The 14654-nt window shown below is 52.7% G+C and carries 18 protein-coding genes; 8 read left to right on the plus strand and 10 right to left on the minus strand.

What is annotated here, in order from left to right:
- Positions 1–58: 58 nt before the first annotated feature.
- The 3 genes from FFS64_RS22960 (at position 59) to FFS64_RS22965 (ending at position 1672) form a co-directional block, all read left to right on the plus strand.
- Positions 59–328: a hypothetical protein gene (locus FFS64_RS22960; protein WP_057977995.1), complete on the plus strand. Its 270-nt coding sequence runs from the start codon at positions 59–61 to the stop codon at positions 326–328.
- Between the two features lie 44 nt (positions 329–372).
- On the plus strand, positions 373–540 hold the full coding sequence (locus FFS64_RS31335; RefSeq protein ID WP_158004322.1) for a hypothetical protein: 168 nt from the start codon (positions 373–375) through the stop codon (positions 538–540).
- 592 nt (positions 541–1132) lie between these two features.
- The gene (locus tag FFS64_RS22965) at positions 1133–1672 is read left to right on the plus strand and encodes a GIY-YIG nuclease family protein (protein ID WP_125919904.1); all 540 of its coding nucleotides are present in this window, start codon (positions 1133–1135) and stop codon (positions 1670–1672) included.
- A 56-nt stretch (positions 1673–1728) separates the two neighbouring features.
- Here the strand turns inward: FFS64_RS22965 and FFS64_RS22970 are convergent, their stop codons facing one another.
- The 8 genes from FFS64_RS22970 to FFS64_RS23010 all read right to left on the minus strand — a co-directional run bounded on the left by FFS64_RS22970 (position 1729) and on the right by FFS64_RS23010 (position 7690).
- A complete protein-coding gene (locus FFS64_RS22970) occupies positions 1729–2364 on the minus strand; it encodes a hypothetical protein (protein ID WP_238547548.1) in 636 nt (211 codons plus the stop codon).
- A 103-nt stretch (positions 2365–2467) separates the two neighbouring features.
- The gene (locus FFS64_RS22975; protein WP_057977999.1) at positions 2468–2746 is read right to left on the minus strand and encodes a hypothetical protein; all 279 of its coding nucleotides are present in this window, start codon (positions 2744–2746) and stop codon (positions 2468–2470) included.
- 97 nt (positions 2747–2843) lie between these two features.
- Complete coding sequence (locus FFS64_RS32250) at positions 2844–3350, minus strand: hypothetical protein (protein ID WP_057978001.1); 507 nt, start codon at positions 3348–3350, stop codon at positions 2844–2846.
- Positions 3351–3366: 16 nt separating this feature from the next.
- Positions 3367–3957: a GIY-YIG nuclease family protein gene (locus FFS64_RS22985; RefSeq protein WP_238347421.1), complete on the minus strand. Its 591-nt coding sequence runs from the start codon at positions 3955–3957 to the stop codon at positions 3367–3369.
- A 15-nt stretch (positions 3958–3972) separates the two neighbouring features.
- A complete protein-coding gene (locus FFS64_RS31815; protein ID WP_238347420.1) occupies positions 3973–4116 on the minus strand; it encodes a hypothetical protein in 144 nt (47 codons plus the stop codon).
- A gap of 1626 nt (positions 4117–5742) precedes the next feature.
- Complete coding sequence (locus tag FFS64_RS23000; RefSeq protein WP_137807264.1) at positions 5743–6138, minus strand: hypothetical protein; 396 nt, start codon at positions 6136–6138, stop codon at positions 5743–5745.
- A gap of 269 nt (positions 6139–6407) precedes the next feature.
- Positions 6408–6665: a hypothetical protein gene (locus tag FFS64_RS23005; RefSeq protein ID WP_057977928.1), complete on the minus strand. Its 258-nt coding sequence runs from the start codon at positions 6663–6665 to the stop codon at positions 6408–6410.
- Between the two features lie 8 nt (positions 6666–6673).
- Complete coding sequence (locus FFS64_RS23010) at positions 6674–7690, minus strand: ParB/RepB/Spo0J family partition protein (RefSeq protein ID WP_057977929.1); 1017 nt, start codon at positions 7688–7690, stop codon at positions 6674–6676.
- A gap of 352 nt (positions 7691–8042) precedes the next feature.
- Between FFS64_RS23010 and FFS64_RS23015 the strand changes: the two genes are divergently transcribed.
- From FFS64_RS23015 to FFS64_RS23025, 3 genes are all read left to right on the plus strand, one after another.
- Positions 8043–8708, plus strand: a complete 666-nt coding sequence (locus FFS64_RS23015) for a hypothetical protein (RefSeq protein ID WP_057977931.1) — start codon at positions 8043–8045, stop codon at positions 8706–8708.
- A gap of 310 nt (positions 8709–9018) precedes the next feature.
- Positions 9019–9261 (plus strand): hypothetical protein, encoded by a 243-nt coding sequence (locus FFS64_RS23020; protein WP_057977933.1) that lies wholly within the window; start codon positions 9019–9021, stop codon positions 9259–9261.
- 129 nt (positions 9262–9390) lie between these two features.
- Positions 9391–10500 (plus strand): DUF1173 family protein, encoded by a 1110-nt coding sequence (locus FFS64_RS23025; protein WP_057977935.1) that lies wholly within the window; start codon positions 9391–9393, stop codon positions 10498–10500.
- Positions 10501–10570: 70 nt separating this feature from the next.
- Here the strand turns inward: FFS64_RS23025 and FFS64_RS23030 are convergent, their stop codons facing one another.
- Positions 10571–11581, minus strand: coding sequence for a site-specific integrase (locus tag FFS64_RS23030; protein ID WP_082631584.1), 1011 nt, complete (start codon positions 11579–11581; stop codon positions 10571–10573).
- Positions 11582–11767: 186 nt separating this feature from the next.
- On the opposite strand from FFS64_RS23030, the gene FFS64_RS23035 reads away from it, so the two are divergent.
- Positions 11768–12826 (plus strand): DNA-binding protein, encoded by a 1059-nt coding sequence (locus FFS64_RS23035; RefSeq protein ID WP_137807265.1) that lies wholly within the window; start codon positions 11768–11770, stop codon positions 12824–12826.
- A gap of 463 nt (positions 12827–13289) precedes the next feature.
- On the opposite strand, the gene FFS64_RS32255 is transcribed toward FFS64_RS23035, so the two are convergent.
- A complete protein-coding gene (locus FFS64_RS32255; protein WP_372242182.1) occupies positions 13290–13478 on the minus strand; it encodes a hypothetical protein in 189 nt (62 codons plus the stop codon).
- An 877-nt stretch (positions 13479–14355) separates the two neighbouring features.
- On the opposite strand from FFS64_RS32255, the gene nrtS reads away from it, so the two are divergent.
- On the plus strand, positions 14356–14586 hold the full coding sequence (nrtS, locus tag FFS64_RS32260; protein WP_087149572.1) for a nitrate/nitrite transporter NrtS: 231 nt from the start codon (positions 14356–14358) through the stop codon (positions 14584–14586).
- Positions 14587–14654 lie beyond the last annotated feature (68 nt).

A 14654-nucleotide genomic window follows, 5' to 3' on the forward strand; every position in this document is an offset into this window, starting at 1 on the left:
CAGGACTAGCTGTTGAAGCTAGCACTCGACCGACAACGATTTGCTCCAGGAATCACCAATGCAGTTACTGTCAGAAAAGCTAGAGAAACGCTACAAAAACTGGCTCATGGCCTTTCGTGTTACTCAGACGCTTCACATCACCAACACAGGTTTGTTTCTCTTGAACCTGTTTACTGAATGGAAATCAGCCTACCGATTCGTCTACGGCGATACCATTTGGCCGGCAGTAGGTATCGCACTGGTGCTCACACTGCTTTTGTCTAAAGCATTTCACGCTTCGCATTTTTACTATGCGCTTCTGGCCGAGAGCGACAGCCAGCCACAGTAAATGACACTGCACCTACAAGCCCGCGTCCGTAGGGAGAACCACGAATGCAACTGCGTTTTTTTGAAGAGGTAGAGTTTCAAACCGATCTCACTTCCTATGGCGTCGGTCGGGTCATTGCCGTTTATCCAACCACTGATGAAGTTAAGGTTCTCGACGAAGACGGCGTTGAATGGACCGGGCCGACCGATCTGGTTTCACCCATCAATGAATAGATGCCTTCCGCGGAGGGGATGCAACCGCACCACCGTTTCAGTGCCTTCAGCGTCGTCTGAATGGGGTCCATAAGGGAACAGATTGGATATCGATCACTGAAAAGGGGGGGCCGCGAAGACACACACGCGCACCACCGACGGCACGCCATCTATACTATTTCCACTCTCACGTGGGACTTACAAACGAATGGCCATAGAGCCTTTTTTGACTGTAGGGAAAGCTCGAGACGGCGAGCTCGTCAGCATCGACACTCAGAACAGTGGTTTATGCGACCTCGTTTGCCCTTTCTGTTCGAGGGCACTGGTCGCCGTGCGCGGCCAAGTGAGGATCCACCATTTCCGGCATGACGGCAGTACCTGCAGAGAATCCAAGCGTCCCCTATCTTTGATACCCGGATGGGATCATTTCAACCTTTCGCTTCCGGCTAGCGTCGTTGACGAATTGTTTTACCAAACCAGCAAGTCGTATTTCCCCTCCTACTTAGATCGAAAACCTTCACTCATGCTTGGGCGAATGGAGCGATATGGACTGATCGAGCATGGGTATAGGGGACACTGGCAGCTGACTGATACTGCTCAAGTGGTAACAGGGATGTTGTCGCTGAGTAAGTTTGATCCGTGGCTACGCAAGCGCCTTCAGGAGCGACTTTGCGAGAAACGCGGGCTGGTAGCTGCGGGGCAACTCCATCCCGCGCATTATCAGGTGGAAGCATCCAGGCAGGAGCAAATCCTATCTGCCACCCTTTATCTATTCGAGCTGGTCTCCGCAGACGGAGCCACGTTTTATAAAATCGGCCGGACACTGAGAAACGTTGAGCAAAGATTGGCTGAGGTGAGTCGAGATATGAAGCTGATGCTCCACGTCCCCATCCAAGGAAAGATCCTCAAGGCGATTGAAGGCGCCGGCCACATTGAGAAATACACCCTCTGGAAATACCGCGCTTCGCTACTAGCAATAGGACGATACCAAGAGTACCTGCAGCTGATGCCCGGAGATCTTCGCGGACTCAAGAGCGAGCTAACGCGCTTCGAGAATAGCCGCGATGCCTTCAATGAGTCAGAGGTTGTCATCGCATCGGGTAAATGGACCAATGAGGGTCGTGTGCCAGGGCCCACTCGGGACCCTGGCTAATCAATCATGCACCGTGAAGAAGGGAATCTTATCCAACGAACTCGGAGGTCAAGCTGTCAGAACGCCTGGCATACACTACGATCGGGCACGATCTCACCGATATTCTGCTTCTGGGCACATACAGCAACATCCACTCCGTATGGAAGCTGTATATGTGCGACGTCACCAAAAGCTACCTCGATCCTCTTCGTAACCTGCTGGCTGACCTGCAATGCCTGTATGTCAGCAGGTACCTCCTGCTTAATTTCCTGACCGTTTACGACGTGCGTGTAGGTGCGGCCAACCTGGTAGTTCAGGTTGATTGCCACTGTTGCTGCAGTTGGACTCGAAGAAATGATTTCAGCTGAGCCGTCGACGACTCCAAAACCCAATGAGCAGGCAGTGCGCGATTGGTTACAAGCACGCACTTCCATGGCTGGAAAACTGAGAGGGGTTGCCCCTCTGGATGTCTCTCGGACATCCCAGCTACCCCCTGTACCGCGCGACTGCTGACCGAACAGGTCAGGCCCGTACGCGGACACAGTCACAACGGCTGACTCCTTCTCGATGGACTTTCCACCGGCACAACCAGCAACCACTACAAAAGCAAGCAAAGACGCGCATCGAACAACTGCATGCATAGAGAAAACCCCGTAAAAATTTACTGCGCTGCCCTGAATGTCCAGCGCTCTAAAACAAAATATCGGACTCAATCAGCAATTTCATTCCAACTGGGGTGCATTTCCAGCAAAAAAAACCCGGTCTATGACCGGGTCCAGTTCGTGAAAATTGTACCTTTCATCAGCATCCTGTCGACTATGGAACAGAAGCGTCATCGTTCGCTTGCTCGGGGGTCAGCAGCAACGCTCTTTCACTCTCGATATCCAGCAACGCACGTGCACCGGCTTCGCTCATGCCACTTTCCGGAAGGTGTCCCAAGTTTAAAAGCGCAGACAGCCTGGCATCAGCATTGAGGAACTCCAAATCACAACCGCACTCCGTCACTCGCTCCTCTGGTGGAGTAGCTAGCAAATTTTGCAACGTGGCCAAATGGACGCGGGTTTCTTGAATTATCGCGTGTTCTAGTCGAGTCATCCTAGCTTCCTTATGAGGATGGGGGGTTCGCATGATCACCAAAAAGATTGTTTTAGCGCTATCAGAAATGTCTGGCGAGCGCGTCGGACATTTCGCTTTAGCGTCCAGCCATGACAGTGCGTTCAGTTGGCCGAGCCTCGACATGCATATGTCCAAGCCATTTATAGCTGTCGTCCACACCACGCCGCCAGACTTTACGCTCGGGCCAACGCCAATAGGCTACTTCTCGAGGAGCACCCAGTTTAAGCCAACACACGCGGCTTCCCGGAGTCAAAAGCACATGTGATGCATCCTCAGGGGCAGTAGACCAATCCGCGACCGGCTTTGAAGGAAGCTGAACACTAATCGCAAATACCGCAACAGGCTCTTCTCCAAAATGCGCATGGGTAATGGTGGTCTCTCTATACCCTTGCCAGGGTAACGATAGGCGCCGCGCAAGATCCTCACGCTTGGGATACCCCTTAGTCAGCACAACGGCGTCATAGCTACGCCCTTCCAGGCGCTTACGCCAGTAAGGCGTAACGAGGCGGTACTCCTCCTGTTTCTCGCCTGCCATGATCGCGTCAAAATATTCGCCCTTTAGGGCCAGCGTAAGGGTGGACATCGGTTATTCCTGTCGATCAGATTGTGTCTAGGGAGAGTGTTTGCTGGGGACTTACTCCGGTCGGTCGGACCGTGTCAAAGCCCAAGGTCACAGCGTTTTTTTCCTCAATCCAAAATCGCTCACGTTCGGTGATAAACCTGACAGCGTCCGTGCAGTTCTCTGGAAAATCGATTACTTCAATCACGGAAAAATCAAAGTCAGTGATCGGGGTGGACTTGATAATTTCGTGAAATTTACTTTCTCCAGGGTACGTCACGTGCTGCCACCAACGCAGCGTAAACGGTTGCGTGGTCTGACCTACGTACACCCTCCCGGTTGAAATTTGCCGCACCTGGTAGATGACCGCCGGCACTTTCCCCTCCACGACAAGCTTGAGGTCACGAATATCACGCGCCTTTCCAGCGGTGGCGCATCTTGCTGAGCAGTAGTCAGCACCACTGTTGTCTGAGTAGGGATCGTTGTATTTGTCGATCGGTCGAAATTTAGCCCCGCACTCTTTGCACTGCGTTTCCCGGAACCGCCTGAGGATGTATTCATCACTAGGATCAATCTCCGATATCCGTAAAAGATAGTGATGCTCATCGAGGTCTTTTTTCAGGACCCGCACCGGGAACTGGCGGCCTTACTCCTCCTCAATAATTTCCTTTGCCTTTTTCCTGTCTGCGGCGGTGACAAGGCCGCTGAAGGCCGGTGGAAATGCCCATTCCGACTCACCGTCGTATTCGGACGTCTTACGTGCTTTGATCTGGTAGTAATAATCAGGCATGCGACGTTCCTCCGATGGCGCTTTGATGATGGGTACCAAGCTTTCGCAAGCAGTAGTAGCAAGTCACCTCTGCCTTGTTGAACGTCACCAACCGCATGTAGCCGCAAAGGGTCCCCCGCTCGCCACGGCTGTAGTGATTTCGCGAGATATCAACGGGCATACCCCGCTCTGCATCAGGACAGAAAAAATGAATCTTTCGCGGTCTCATGGTCGGTCACCCTCCTCACCGGCCGCGTGCACGTTTTAGGTCGACGAGTGTCCTTGTCGTACAGGGTGAAAAGCGCTTCATGGCGTAGCTCGATGAAGCGAACCAATTGAATGTTGTCCGAGCAAACTATTCGGTACCGCCTGCCGAACTTGTCGAGATCATCGTTTTCTTGATCGCAACTCATCGCCAGGCCGTATTGGTCGACTACGGCTGACGTCGGTACCGATGAAATTTCGAAAAAATATCGAACACCCTTCACACAGGTCCAGCTGACGCTGTGTCTGCTGTCTGCATATGCTGTCGGGAGTTGCCGAGGCGGCAGGGGCTTGGGGGTCACTATGATGTAGACGGCGCATGCTGACCCGAGGATAACGATCAGCCACTTGAGAAGGCTCAGCGCCTGTTTGAGTTTACTGGGTGTTGTTCTAGGGGGCATTGGAGAGCTCTCTTAGGCATCAATCTCTGGACGATGCCCAATTTTCTCACCCTACCCTAAAGCGCAACCCTTCAATCAACACCCAAGTAGGGGCAAACGGACAGGGAGAACCGATGCGAATACTGGCATCGATCACGCGCGTTTAACGATATCGTTGCAAGTCTCAGAAGTGGCGTGAGTTCGACCGCTTCTGTGCCAGCTCTCAGTCGTTCCGGAGCTCACGTAATAGCCAACACATTCAAAATCGTTCCGTGTCGATGCACGATCGACACCTACGCGCTCTCCGCCGCGGGTGAGATATTCCCCCGGACCATCAATGACCACTTCTAGTGAGATTAAGGGGACGAAATATGCGCTCATGATGGTGTAGCTCCGCTGACTTATGGTTTGGGAAATGGCGGACACCGAATCCCAACTCGATACAGGAAGTCTCTCAGATCACCGCAAAGCGCAAGCCCCACACCCACTATGAATGGGGGCAAAAAAGATCACCGAGGATTGGCACGACGAGCAAGTTCAATCGACCAACGTCCGGGTTCCACGGCATGCAGGAAAGTTAAGACAGCCCAAGAAAACATTGTTAGAAATGCCCTGATTGTTTGATCGAGAGAAACGAGGCGTCATACCGAGCGCAGGGCTTCCCTGAAAACTACATCATCGACCGCGGCCACGATGGTCGGAAGCTGAACAAAACTCAGATGTGTAAGATGGTCGGCAATAGCGTATCGCCATTGCAGTTGGCAAGGATCGCAGAATTTAACGACCCGTGGAAATCACGTCAGCAGGCGATGCTCGCTGCATAGACAGGAGACTCAAATGAACGAGGTGGTAGAGCTGAGCAGAGATGAACTCTTTGCCCTTTCCGTGCGGTTTCGAGAGGCAGTCGAGAAAGTCCTGAGTGAACTACCTCGAGTCCCCAGCAACCTTGATCGTTTTCCGAATGGCTGCTGCGGTCAACTTTCGTGGATGCTAGGACAAATCCTCAATGACCAGTTTGACGACCGAGTACTTTACGTATGCGCCAATCATTGCGAGGGAAACGGAAGTCACGGTTGACGCAACAACCAAACAGCACGCATAAAGCACTCATCGCCAAATTCCGATTGACCAGTTGCAACAGCGCGAATACCAACATCAGTCCCCCGACCATCATCCCGTGCCATTGGGCACCAACACGTGGTGACAGGAACGAAACATCCCACATTTCAGTTTCTGATACGGGTATCTCAAGTGCTAACCAGACTCCAGAAATTACACACGCAACAAGGTACAGAATGGTGAGGAACAGTAGGCCGGCAACAGCCATCCCCACCTTTGATTCCGTCGGCGGTGTCTTGGAAGCAACAGCTGTGTTGGGCGAAATAATATTTGAGCTCATGGGCTGCTCCTATTGGTGGGAAGGAGCGTTCATTTTCTGCCCATGTGCCTTAAAGGAATGCCAAGTTGGACCCGTGATTAGGTGTGGATTACTTACCGCCTCGGGTTGTCCGATGGGCGCGACCATGCACCTTAACGAGCCGTCTTGGACTTGGAGTAAAGGAGCCAGTTCTTCACAGAAAATCAAGCCCGCAGGCCTGGCCGCTGCTGCAGTGGATCAAATCGGAGAATCAACAAACTTTTCCAATGATGCTCAATTAGGTGTCCTATTCAAATGAAGCACCCGCCGTAGTCCTGCATGTTGATAATGCTTTCATCATCTGGATGTGATTCGACATCTAAAGTCATTGACCTACCGCCGACCCCTGCCCCCTTCCCCATCGAGGTGAGTTCACCAGCGCTGCGCACTTTAAAGCCTTCCAGCGGACCGGCCATGAGAGCGCTCGCCACCTCTTCGTGAACCAGGTTATTGGGGAACAACACCGGATAAGCGACCGAAAAGCCCCCTTCGTCATCACGGATGAACATCACATATTTCATGCGACCTGAGCCTCTTCTGTCTCTGCAGCATTCTTACTAGCATTTTGAGAGGCCTTCTCCTCCGCTTTCTTGGCCTTCTCCTCAGCTGCCTTTTCTTTTCTCTCGATTTCGTCGAGCAGGCCCTGCAGAAGCAACCGATTTTTCTCACTCAATTGCTCGAACGCCGGATCCTTCGAAATGTTCTTGGCAGCTTCGTACAAGGGCTTTGACTGGCTTTTCACGACCTTGTCCAGTCGGCCACCTGGAATGTCTGCCTTGGTGACCTTTTTCTTGCCTTTCTTGACTGAGGTCGCCAGGCCTTCCTGCAAAATCTTCACAGCATCACCGCGATGTTTGCGCATCACTTCCAGCGCCAACCCGACAGAGACTTCGCCCTTCTGAAGCATTTCAATAATGGAGAGAGGCGCGGCAACCACTTCGAGTAGTTGTTCGACATAGACCGGGCCAAAATGAAGCCGCTCGCCAATTCGCTCTGCCGACCACCCATAACTGAGAAGACGCTTTGCTACCAAGGCTGTTTCGAAGGTACTTAGACGACGGCCTTCGTTGTTGGCCACCAGACCAGCAACAATGTCCTCAAGGCCGATCCCCTTTGTCGGAAGGGTCACAACCGGAAAGTTAGTAATCGGCGCCCCTTCGCTCAATGCGAGCTTTAGAGCCTCGATACGGCAGTGACCGTCGCTGACGTAAGCAACAGACCCTCCCTCTTCCTCAACGATGAAGACCTCAATCGGCTTGCTCGACTTGAAGCCGATTTGCTTCATGCTGTCGGCGAGCTCCCGGATGTGCTGGTCCAGACCAGCGTCTCTGACTCGAACGTTGAGCCCCTCCATTACACGCAGCTTGCTGAGCTCGGATACCGCCGGCATCCACAAATCACGCGACTTGGCCCCCATGCCTTTCTCCATCGCGCCCTTGATAGAGCCGAAAAGAAAGTCGACGCGCAGTTCGCTTGGTGGGATATCGGCCTGGGTGAGCTCGAAAGATTGCTCCGGCATTTGAGTCTGAGTCATGGCTGGTCTCTCATTCCTAAGATTATGGATGTGGGCGTCATCGCCTCTCATGTGACCCATAGTAAGGAAGCTCGTGATAATGCAACCCCTGCATTGAGCCGCAGTTTGGGCTCAATCCAACACAGTTCAGTGCAGACAGCCCATTGTGGGCTGGCGGCATCAGACACACCGGGTCAATTACCGAAAGGTCGCCGAAGGTGCATCGTTATAAGAGCTGACTATGGGGTAAGCCAGCCAAAAGATTCTTTTGAGTGGGGATCGTCCCATTTGCAGGTACGGACCAACTATTTGCATGCCGCGCATTTTGAGAGAATCAGCTCCTCATTTTTGACGCCACAGAGCCCCCCCTCCCATGCTCTACATGCTTTCCTGCTTGGTAATTTCCTTGTCCTGCCTTTTCGGACTGTTCAGCCATATGAACCGGCTGATTGAGCACGCCCAAAATAATGGGACCTCACGCCCCTCCCCTCTGACGACTCTTATCCTGGGCTTGATGCTTTTCGCGACGAGTGCACCGATAGCGCTGACAATTCTCTCCGACCAAACGATGACTTTGGATGCAAGTTACGGACGACTCTCAGTGCATCTTTTGGCAATGGGCGGCGCCTCGGCAGTCGGCTGGGGTGTTTGGAAGCTCTATTTAGCCTTCAAGGTTCAGAGTGCTGGCTTCTGGAGTGCCGGGCACATCATTTTGCTGATGACTGCTGGCGGCGTCTGCTTGATGTCGGCAGTTGAACATTTATCGTTCTATCGCAGTAGCTCAGATGGTTGGGCAAACCTCGAGCTCATCAAGGAGATTTCGCCGATTTCAGACATGGCAAACTGCGATGCTTCGATCGTCCTGGTACGAAACAGCGATACCGGAGCAATGGAGTATCGGTGCCCAACGATCATGATTGTTAACCGTCATTCCTCTCAACCATTTGTGCCCTGGCCGGACTACACCGAGGGGAGCAGCCAGCAACTCGGCGATGCCATTCGAGATATCAAATCCCAAGCGACTGTGCCTGACCAATAGAACTCCACCAGCGTCAACTCTCAATGTCCCAGCTCACCGCTGGGATTTCTTACGGTCCGAACCGGTCATCTTCCGCTTATATAGCTACCATAATCTCCGGAACGGACATCAGAGGGCCACTTAAAGATTGCTCGATGACGGCCGATAACAGTAAATGCCTTCTACTAAGCATCAAAAAAATAAAGGCATATATTTAAATGTAATCCCGACTTGAGCGGGGTTGCATATTGTAAGACGGGATTTAAATTAGTTTCGTAAGCAGCGCCTAACAAGCTGCGAAGCTAAGAATCACCTTAAAGGAGCTACATGGATGAAAAACAAAGTAACGATCGCCCTGGCACTTCTCATCAGTGTTGCAGCATGCGGTGCTTCCGCAGGAACCGGAGGCAACGGCAGCGGCAACCCAAAGAACGACGCAGGCCATCCTACCAAGGAACCTATCGCCCATTACATTTGGAAAGAAGGCAAGCTCGTACCAAACCCAGAGCGCTCGGAAAACACGGCTAAGCCTGTCGAACAACAATCGGCAAGCATTGATGTAGAGAAACCTTAAATACTTCAAATGAATAAAGCAGCTTCGGCTGCTTTTTTCACATCACTGAATAAGGATTATTGCGCGTTAGTCGCCAGTGTTTTAATTAGTTGCCATTGGGCTGTGCGATAGGTTGATAAGGAGTAACCAATGCAGAATAAGCGCTACCCGCTGTTGATTGAAGGGCAAAAATATTCCCCACAAGATCAATGGCAAGAAGCGTTCGCACCTCACGTGGAAGAGCTGAGCGAAGCCTTGGGCTTTGTGGAAGCTCGTTGCCTATGCCTTGAAGACAGCCACCTGGCGCCAAGCATAATGATCAGGCGACGGCCAGAGCGCTCAGGCTATGCGTACATTCGTGCCCCAGGCACCGGTAATCTTCATGCCCCAAGTTGCGTCTTTCATTCTCCGCATCAAAACCTCAACGGCCTTAATAGTTACAACTCAAATGCAATGAAAGAAACGCTGGAGGGAACTATTTGCATCAACCTCAGAAAAAAACTAAAACAATCTCCTGATGCGACTCATCAGTTGTTTGATGATGCAGAGCAGTCAAAATTAAGAGCTTTCGGTTTAAAGGGGATCCTCCACCTCATTTGGTCAGAGTCGCGGCTCAACTTATGGTTCGACAATGTTAAATGCCAACGACGCCTTGGGATGGTCAATTTAGCGATCAGGCAGGTTGCGGCTCGAATTATCAGCCAAGACACCCCTCTTGACAGAAATTTACTTTTACACGCTCCAATAGGAAGCCAACAGGAGCAACTCAACAACGACGTAATCAACTCGTCACTAGCAATCAACAGCAAGACTTTACTGATTGCGCCACTAAGGCCATACAACTCGAAAAAATATGATTCAAATGTATCAAAACTTCCAGTAGTTGGAAATTTCGGTTTCTCGGCGATTTTTATTGGTACACAGCACTGGGAGCACTTCGTGAAAGAGTATCCAAACGAAGTTAAACTTTGGAAAGAGGGGCACACTGTAATTGCGCTCGCGCGCCTTGCAACGAAAAACAACGGGACTTTTAATATCGCGCAGGTTCGAGATCTGGCGTTGATGGCTGTAAGCGAAGCGTGGATACCTATCACCTCACGTTCCGATCTGGCAAACGAGTCAGCTCTCAGAGCTGAGCGCGTGAGTTTTATCAAACCTCTACGATACGACGCCCCTATCGACCTAGAAATACCGGATTTCCTTATGGGGTTGTGCCGAGATAAAGGAAATTTAGGACATTCGTTCTGTAAGCCATTGTAATTTCTGTATTTTTTATTGATTAGATTTTCTGCTTAAGCCAATGCCCAAAGAGCTGTCATTCCGTATCTAGCTATGGCTTGCGCCGCAGTAACGAGCCCGCCGCGTTCTCCTCGAAGGCTCTCGCCTCTTCGATATAGCCGTGGACGGTGCCGTCGTGCCGCCAGCCACCCTGCCGTTTAATTTCCAGAAAATCCGCCCCAGCCCGATGGGCGCTGGTGGCCAGTCCACGGCGCAGACTGTGGCTGCTCATCTCGGGCACATACGACAGCCCTGCTGCTTCGGCCCGGGTCGCCAAGATGGTATTCACGCTACCCTCGTGCAGCGCCACCTCGCCGAGTACTCCCCAGCGACTGATGCGCCGGAACAGTGGCCCCTGCTCGATCTGAGCAGCATCCAACCAGCACCGTAGGGCCCTCGCTGGGCAGCAGACGCTGTCGCCGTACGGGATTGCCTTATCCAGTCCTTCTCCACCCTGATCGGTTTTGGAGCGCGGCAGCGTGATCTGCAGTCCCTCCCGCTCCCACTGAAGATTTTCCACCTCCAGCGTGACCAGTTCGCTGCGCCGGAACGCGCCGAAGTACCCCACCTGTAGCAGCGCGCTGTCACGCCGGGCGGCGAGCCCTTCGAGGGTGTCCAGGTGCGCCACGATGCGTTCAAGATCCTCCAGCAGCAAGGCCTTGGCTTTTTGTCGAGGCCGCCCGTGGACTCGCTCAATCCCGCGCAAGGTCTTGCGCACCGTGGCGCTGGCTGCTGGGTCGGGAAAGCCCTGATAGCGGTGCCATTGCGACAGTGCGGTGAGGCGCAGCGCCAAAGTGCGTGGATTCAGCACGTCCGCGAAGGCCAGCAGGTAGCGAATCAGCGCCACTTGATCACACGGCAGCACGCCGCCCCAGGCCTGAAAGTGGCGGACGGCCGAGCGGTAGGTGCGCCGGGTGTTGTCGGTGGTCGCAGCCGCGAGAAAGCGTTGATGTTGCTGGGTCAACTGCTCGGGGGTGGTGAGCGTACCGGGGGTACGCGCCGACGCCGCCGCTTCGTCGAGCAGTACCGAGGGGGCTGCTTTGTCGTGATTGCTGGCCGTCATCGCGAAGCGCCTGTTGAGGCCGTGTGTACTGCGGAGTATAGGAGCGAACGTCGACCGTGACGACGTAACTCGCGATAACTGAGCTTATCGTGGGTGAGTTGGCAGTCTCGCCGGGCTTAACTATTCTGTACTTAAATCGAGGTATTACGTTGTCCATAATACGGTACGAAAAAATCCGAGGTGTGCATGGCCCGTTCCGGCGTCCTTTATGTGCATGTCGCCCATGCGGCGGCCCGGCTCGTGGCCGAGGGCCACATCCCGACGATCGACGGTATCCGCGCGGATTTGGGCGGGACCGGTAGCAAAAGCACGATTGCCCCCTTGTTAAAACGCTGGAAAGCCGCGCACCCAGGCACGGTGGCACAGGCCGAACTCGGACTTCCGGCCGAACTGGTCCTGGCGGTGAAAGGTGTGTACGAAAAAGTTCAGGCGGAGGCGGCCCTGCAAGTCGAGCAGGCGGAGCAGCTGCATCAGGCAGCCGCCGCCGCGTTGCAGGAGCAGTTGCAGCAAGCGTTCGTGGAGCACGACGCGTTACTCACCGCTCAGGAGCAGCAGGCCCAAGTGCTGGCAGTCGCCATTACGCGCAGCCAAGGGCTGGCTGAAACCGTGCAGCGTCAGGAGGTGGTCTTGGCCAGCCTGGGCAGTGAAAAGCTCGGCCTCGAACAGCGCTTGACTGACCGCGCCTGCGAGGTGGCCTCACCGACCCAACAACTGCAGCAAGCACGGGTGCAGTTTGAGCATTACCAGGTATCGGTTGCTCAGCAATGCGCCGATGAGCGCCAGAGCGCTGAACAGCGCCACCAGCGTCTGGAACACGAACTGGCTGAACTCCGGCAACATCTGCTCGTTCAGCAAACCCAGCTGGGTGAACTGCAGGCACAGGAGCAGCATCAGTCGCAAGACATCGAACACTTACAGAGCACCCTGCTCACGGCCCAGGAAGCGCTCACCCAAAGCCGCAGCGCGCATGAGCATGTGGCACTTCAACTCACTGAGTTGAAGCAGATGCATCAGGCACTGGAACAGCACCATGGTCATGGCACGCAGTCTTTGGCTGAGGCGCAGACGAACCTGGCCGTGATCGAGCGAGAGCGAAGCCTGCTGGCGGAGCGCTTAACTCAAACTGAAACCCAATTGACCGAGTTGACCACAGAAAAACAGCTCCTCCAGCAAGACAAAGCGGTGTTATCCAGTCAACTCGCGGAGTTCAGGACGCTGACGCTGAGCCCACCTAGGGGATTTTGAGGTTCTGGACGACCAGGGCATCGCCAAGGAAGACTATTTACTCAGCCTTGGCGCAGCCGGAGTCGTTGCTATTGGCAACGGCAACAATGATTGTCACATGCTAGACAGAGCGGCTCTGGCGATCGCGGTCATTGGCGGGGAAGGCGCTGCAATGAGCACACTGACCAAGGCAGATATGGTCGTGCAAAGCATCCAGGTGGCCCTCGACCTGTTGTTAGAACCGCGCCGCATCGTCGCGAGCCTCAGGACATGAGTTCGATAGCAACGCTGCGGGAGCCCACTGCTCTCACTCAACGAATGAATGCCTTGCGTCCGGTGAAGCAACGGAAAATCTGCCGTCCGAGTAAGGGAAAGTCCAGGCTTCGCTCACATAATGGCCAGATAGACCAAGAGCAAAGCTCCCAGAATTGCGGTGATGACATTGATGCTCGGCCCCGAGTTGACGCTGTAGCCCTGCGGAATTTCAACAGGTTTGAGCGTCTTGATCACCTTTCGATATTGCCAAGATGACCAGCATGCAACCCATGACCCTAGCAATAGAAAACCTAACCCGATCCAAAAAGAAAAGCGCGTCTCTGGGCCTTCCCGAGGTACCGGGCTGCAACAAATGCAGCAGCAGCCCCGATCGTTCAATCACAAAGCCAAATGCCATGAGTGAAAGACTGGTTCGATTCCAGGCCAGCAATGTTCTTTCGGCAGCAAAAAAACTCTAGGATCATTGAGGTCAGACATTCAATATTTCCAGGCTAAAAAGCATGTTGAATTACGCTCTATACAATTGCATTCGTGGTTAACCGAATGTTGACCGATTTAACGTAGAGGCGCGGACTTCAAAGCGGTGCCTTTGTTTATATACAGCCTGGCCCCATAGCGCCAACCGACTGACGGCAGTGGCCCTCGACGTGCTGTTTCCTTTCAGGGGGGAACCAGAAAAAATAGTTCACGCGCAAGGATGTCGCCGTGAATTATAAAAAATTATTAATAACAAATGGTTGCGAGTGAAGTGAGTTAATTTCCCCCTTATCTCGGCATAACCCCCTGATGACTTGACTCAACCTCCGCACAATTTCCCATAACGCGGCCCCCCCTTTCAAGAGCGGTCACACTAACTCAGCGTGTTTGTGTAGTCGCCGTTACCAAATATATGCCATGGCGTTCACTTGAAAGTACTGTGCAGTTATTAATTTCATGAGTTCATGTTGATAAGCGGCAATGGAAAAGTAGCTAGCATGTCTACTCCACCAATTTTCCCCAGTTTACGATATGTTCTATGTTACTGTTGCAACAGATAAGTATTCGACCTGACATTTACCCGCACAAATACATATCTTTTTTTGTAACAAACCAGCCTTGAATGTCTCTAAATAACAGAAATGCGGTAATGCTAATTGATTGTATAAATTCAAGAGTGAGAGGAGGTTCCGACAACGCAGGCATCTCCGCCCTAGGCACAGGGACGTGCCAACCAATTTTGTAGCGTGCGCTTAAGCCAAACCCAATAACTTGTACTACATATAGGAAGATAGTGAATGGCCGTTTTTTTTAGCATATGGTGCAAACCAGCTATTTTAAGTGGGGCAGCTTGGGTCGCACTGGCTGTCGGTACAGTGCTCAATCTTATTAACCAAAGCGATGCAATTTGGAACAACCAAAATATTTCCTGGTGGAATTTTCTGCTAAATTACGCTGTACCCTTTACAGTATCGAGTTACAGTGCGGCTCGACACGAACAAAAAGCACGATCAAAAAGCCGTCTATAATTCATAGTAGAATTTTAAGGTTACACACATGCTCCGTTCTATGTAGATAGCATTGAGCAAATGGACGG

It is taken from the genome of Pseudomonas sp. G(2018), from assembly GCF_005502415.1.
GTDB lineage: Bacteria > Pseudomonadota > Gammaproteobacteria > Pseudomonadales > Pseudomonadaceae > Aquipseudomonas.

Bases quoted from the DNA above. Each gene is read 5' to 3' on its own strand.
- FFS64_RS23015 (WP_057977931.1), top strand. From the start codon at position 8,043: ATGCTCTACATGCTTTCCTGCTTGGTAATTTCCTTGTCCTGCCTTTTC.
- FFS64_RS32250 (WP_057978001.1), bottom strand. From the start codon at position 3,350: ATGTCCACCCTTACGCTGGCCCTAAAGGGCGAATATTTTGACGCGATC.
- FFS64_RS23000 (WP_137807264.1), bottom strand. From the start codon at position 6,138: ATGAGCTCAAATATTATTTCGCCCAACACAGCTGTTGCTTCCAAGACA.
- FFS64_RS22960 (WP_057977995.1), top strand. From the start codon at position 59: ATGCAGTTACTGTCAGAAAAGCTAGAGAAACGCTACAAAAACTGGCTC.
- FFS64_RS23020 (WP_057977933.1), top strand. From the start codon at position 9,019: ATGAAAAACAAAGTAACGATCGCCCTGGCACTTCTCATCAGTGTTGCA.
- FFS64_RS22975 (WP_057977999.1), bottom strand. From the start codon at position 2,746: ATGACTCGACTAGAACACGCGATAATTCAAGAAACCCGCGTCCATTTG.
- FFS64_RS23030 (WP_082631584.1), bottom strand. From the start codon at position 11,581: ATGACGGCCAGCAATCACGACAAAGCAGCCCCCTCGGTACTGCTCGAC.
- FFS64_RS23010 (WP_057977929.1), bottom strand. From the start codon at position 7,690: ATGACTCAGACTCAAATGCCGGAGCAATCTTTCGAGCTCACCCAGGCC.
- FFS64_RS22965 (WP_125919904.1), top strand. From the start codon at position 1,133: ATGTTGTCGCTGAGTAAGTTTGATCCGTGGCTACGCAAGCGCCTTCAG.
- FFS64_RS23035 (WP_137807265.1), top strand. From the start codon at position 11,768: ATGGCCCGTTCCGGCGTCCTTTATGTGCATGTCGCCCATGCGGCGGCC.
- FFS64_RS23005 (WP_057977928.1), bottom strand. From the start codon at position 6,665: ATGTTCATCCGTGATGACGAAGGGGGCTTTTCGGTCGCTTATCCGGTG.
- FFS64_RS31335 (WP_158004322.1), top strand. From the start codon at position 373: ATGCAACTGCGTTTTTTTGAAGAGGTAGAGTTTCAAACCGATCTCACT.
- nrtS (WP_087149572.1), top strand. From the start codon at position 14,356: ATGGCCGTTTTTTTTAGCATATGGTGCAAACCAGCTATTTTAAGTGGG.
- FFS64_RS32255 (WP_372242182.1), bottom strand. From the start codon at position 13,478: ATGGCATTTGGCTTTGTGATTGAACGATCGGGGCTGCTGCTGCATTTG.
- FFS64_RS31815 (WP_238347420.1), bottom strand. From the start codon at position 4,116: ATGCCTGATTATTACTACCAGATCAAAGCACGTAAGACGTCCGAATAC.
- FFS64_RS23025 (WP_057977935.1), top strand. From the start codon at position 9,391: ATGCAGAATAAGCGCTACCCGCTGTTGATTGAAGGGCAAAAATATTCC.